The sequence below is a fragment of the Henriciella sp. genome (assembly GCF_029936995.1).
Classification (GTDB): Bacteria; Pseudomonadota; Alphaproteobacteria; order Caulobacterales; family Hyphomonadaceae; genus Henriciella.
Map to the genome: position 1 here is coordinate 1 of NZ_JAPYRE010000016.1, position 3563 is coordinate 3563.

Genomic DNA, 3563 nt, shown 5'->3' on the forward strand with positions numbered 1-3563 from the left:
TGTGGCGGCCGTAGCGGCGATAGACATACTGGATGACTTCCTCGCGGCGTTCATGCTCGAAATCGACATCGATATCGGGTGGCTCTTTCCGTTCCTTCGACAGGAAACGTTCGAAAAGGAGGCTGGTCTTATCCGGATCGACGCTCGTAATGCCGAGACAGAAACAGACCGCTGAATTCGCCGCAGAGCCACGACCCTGACACAGAATGTCCTGTGCTCGCGCCCAGGCGACGATGTCGTGCACGGTCAGGAAGTATGGGGCATAATCGAGCGTCCGGATCAGGCCGAGCTCTTTTTTAACAGCGCGGTCCACCTTGTCAGGCACACCCTCCGGATAACGCCAGATCGCTCCCTGCCAGGTCAGGTTCTCCAGGTGCTGCTGGGGTGTCAGGCCCGGTGGCACGGGTTCGTCGGGGTATTCATAGGCCAGTTCGTCGAGCGAAAACGTGCAGCGCTCCATGACCTCCTGTGTCCGGCGCAGGGCCGGTTCGAAACCCTTGAACAGCCGTGCCATTTCCTCAGGCGGTTTCAGGTGCCGTTCGGCGCTCGCCTCCAGTCGGAAGCCGGCGTCTTCGATGGTGCAATGCTCGCGGATACAGGTCACGACATCCTGAAGCGGGCGGCGCTCGGGCGCGTGATAGAGAACATCATTGACCGCAACGAGCGGCACCCCGCCCGCCTTCACACAAAGCTCGGCCAGCCGCGCGATCTGCTCGCGGTTCTGCCCGGCAAAGCTGTATCGCGCGGCGAGATAAAGGTGCCCTGCCCAGAGTCCCTGAAGACGCTCCAGACGGGCCTGGAAATCTGCATCGGGCGCATCTGGCGGCACGGCAATGAAAACCTGGCCGTCGGCTTTCGCGATGACATCATCCAGCGTGATGTGACACGTGCCTTTCTCTGCCCGCATCTTACCCTCTGAGAGCAGCCGCGACAGACGCCCATAGGCCGCCCGGTCGGTTGGATAACAGATCAGCTCGAGCCCTTCAGCCGTGACAAGCCTTGCCCCGACAAGCAGGCGCAGGCCCACCTCCTTTGCGGCGAGATGCGCGCGCACGACCCCGGCCAGCGTATTGCGGTCGGCAATACCTATGGCCGACAGGCCCAGCGCCTTCGCCTGCGCGACCAGCTCCTGGGCGTGGCTCGCCCCGCGCAGGAAGGAGAAATTCGTGGTGACGGCGAGTTCGGCATACCGTGTCATGCGAAGAGCCCGTGTATGTACCAGTCCGGCGATCCGCCGCGGCCATCGCCATAAAGCCCGTCACGGAACAGCCAGAAACGCCGGCCGGCAGCATCCTCGACGCGGTAATAGTCCCGTGCGCGTGGCAGGCTGGGGAACGGCACGGCTTCATCAATACTTTCAAGCTCCTGCCAGGCCTGCGCGATGAGTTCAGCATCGGCACGCGGATCAAGCTTCGGCGCCAGCCACTTGCGGTCAATGCCAGGCGGGTTAGCGGCTTTTTGCGGTGGGGCGTCATGGCGCCACCATTCCGGCGCAATACGCTCCGGCCCGTCGGCGCGGACGACTTCATGCGAGATGCGCCGCCAGCTGAACCGAAGCGGCGGGCCGTCGGGGACCTCGGCCATGACCTTGATGACTTCGGGTGGCTCCAGCAGGCGCAGCGGGCGAGGCCCCTGCCGCTTTGCTTCAGATGTTGATGTGGCGAGTTCACCATCGAACGCTCCCCTGACTTCCGCCTCTTCAGGAACATGGCTCTCGACCTGGCGCATCAGACTGACAATGCCGCCTCCAAGGCGGGCGGTCAGCCGGTCAGCCAGCGCGGAAAGCATGACCGGGTCATGCGCCCCGGCGGCAAGATAGCCGGAAAGGGCGGGCACGCTGACGTCCATCGGGCCTGTCCTATGCGCCTCGAGCATCAGGAGGTCTATGCCGAAGCCCGGATCGATCCGGTCGATCTTCTCATCGAACAGGCGCAAGACATGGGCCGCCGTCCTGACCGGACGCGCCAGCGAGATCGAGACCGATCTGACACCTCCTTCGGCCAGAAACGCATGAAATGTATAGCCACGTGCGCCTTCGCCACGGGCCGACAGAACCTTGCAGAGTTGACCGGCAAGGGTCTCCAGTCCCGCCACGAGGCCCTCCTTCGCCAGGAGCGGTTCCGGGCAGACCAGCTTACAGGTCAGTTCAGCCTGCGGCATGATCGTGTGGACCGGCTCATGGCGCAGGCCGAGCGCCTGATCGAGCCTGACAAGCACTGCATCTGCAATCGCTGTTGACTGGAAGCGCCGGGCGAGCGCCTTGCGATCTATCCCGTAGAGCTGGCCAATCCGGACCAACCCAAACCGCTTCAACAGGCCGACCGCTTCGGCCGATAACCTCAACGCCGTCACCGGCAGCTCCGCCAGTCCATCTGCTTCGCCGCCCTGCGCAAGGCAACTTCCCGGCCGAGTGTGGGCCAGCGCGCTAGCCGCGCCCGGCGTTCCAGCAAGTCCAAGCTGGTGTGGCAGGCCGTCCCGATCCAGAAGCGCTGAAACAGTCTCCAGCATTCCGGCCTCACCCCCATAGAGATGCGCGCATCCGGTAGTTTCCAGCATCAGCCCGTCAGAGCCATCAATTGCAACGAGCGGAGCGACCCGTATCATCCAGGCGCCGATGGCCTTGAGCGCCTGTCTGTCAGCGTCCCGGTCAATTGCCTCATATTTGAGATAGGGACAGCGTGCCCGCGCATCTGGCAAGCCAAGCCCTTCGTGCACGCCAAGCTTGCGCGCCGATGGATTAGCGGCCGCGACACTCACCCCATGCGCTCCCTCCTCGATGAGAACGAAGGGGTGAACAGGCTCAGGCGCTTCGTCTTTGTGGCGCGGGTGCGACTTGCCGGCCTGGCGCCGTTTCGCCCGGCGCAGGCGTGTCAGTGCCCAGTCCGGAAACCACACGGAGAGATAGCGTTTCATGATCGAGTTCCAGGTCGAAGCTGTGACCACTCATTTGCGGATGTGTCCGGCAGCGTTCGAGAGAGGCTCGCCAGCGGGTCGCGCCGGGAGCGCGGCTGTCATACCGGTTGGGAGAAGAGGCTCGTGAGCGGATCCGCCATCGTGCCGTTGCCGCTGTTGCGCCCTGATGCCGGTAGGGCAGCATGAGGATCACCGGCACGCCGTGACGTGAGGCCGCCAGGGCGAGCCGACGTGAGGCGGTAAAGTTCACATCATCCAGCTCGGCGATAACCAGCGAGACCGCCTTCGAGACGATGCCTTCCTCGACACACCACAGGGCATCTGCCGTCCGCCGGGGCCAGGCAAACAAAAGCCCGGGCAGCTGCCTACACAGCTGGTTCATACCCGAGGGTCTGATCGTTCCATGATCGCGCCCCGTCTTCCATTGCGAAACCCAGAGAACAGTCCCGTCCGACGCACTGGCCATGGCAGTCAGCGCAAAGCCGGCTAGAGTCGGCATATCTCCATACCGGGCTTCGATGAGTTCATGGACGCCCTGCTGGCCAAGGCCATACGGAAACCGTCCCGCTGAGGCATTCGCCTTCGCGTGCGTCCAGACCAGTCCTTTCGCCTTGAGCGATGCAATATCCATAATGTTCTTATTTTGTTCT

Annotated in this window: 3 protein-coding genes; all 3 read right to left on the reverse strand. The window is 63.3% G+C overall.

Features of this window, described 5'->3' with window-relative positions:
• On the reverse strand, positions 1 to 1198 hold a 1198-nt coding region (locus Q1K31_RS16565), incomplete at its 3' end, for a PHP domain-containing protein (protein ID WP_300382046.1).
• A complete protein-coding gene (locus Q1K31_RS16570) occupies positions 1195 to 2913 on the reverse strand; it encodes a DNA polymerase Y family protein (RefSeq protein ID WP_300382048.1) in 1719 nt (572 codons plus the stop codon). The genes Q1K31_RS16565 and Q1K31_RS16570, both read right to left, overlap by 4 nt.
• Positions 2801 to 3563: hypothetical protein (locus Q1K31_RS16575; RefSeq protein ID WP_300382050.1), on the reverse strand; the 763-nt coding region annotated here is incomplete at its 5' end. The genes Q1K31_RS16570 and Q1K31_RS16575, both read right to left, overlap by 113 nt.

Coding starts and splice junctions, on each gene's coding strand:
- Q1K31_RS16570 (WP_300382048.1), bottom strand. CDS start 2,913: ATGAAACGCTATCTCTCCGTGTGGTTTCCGGACTGGGCACTGACACGC.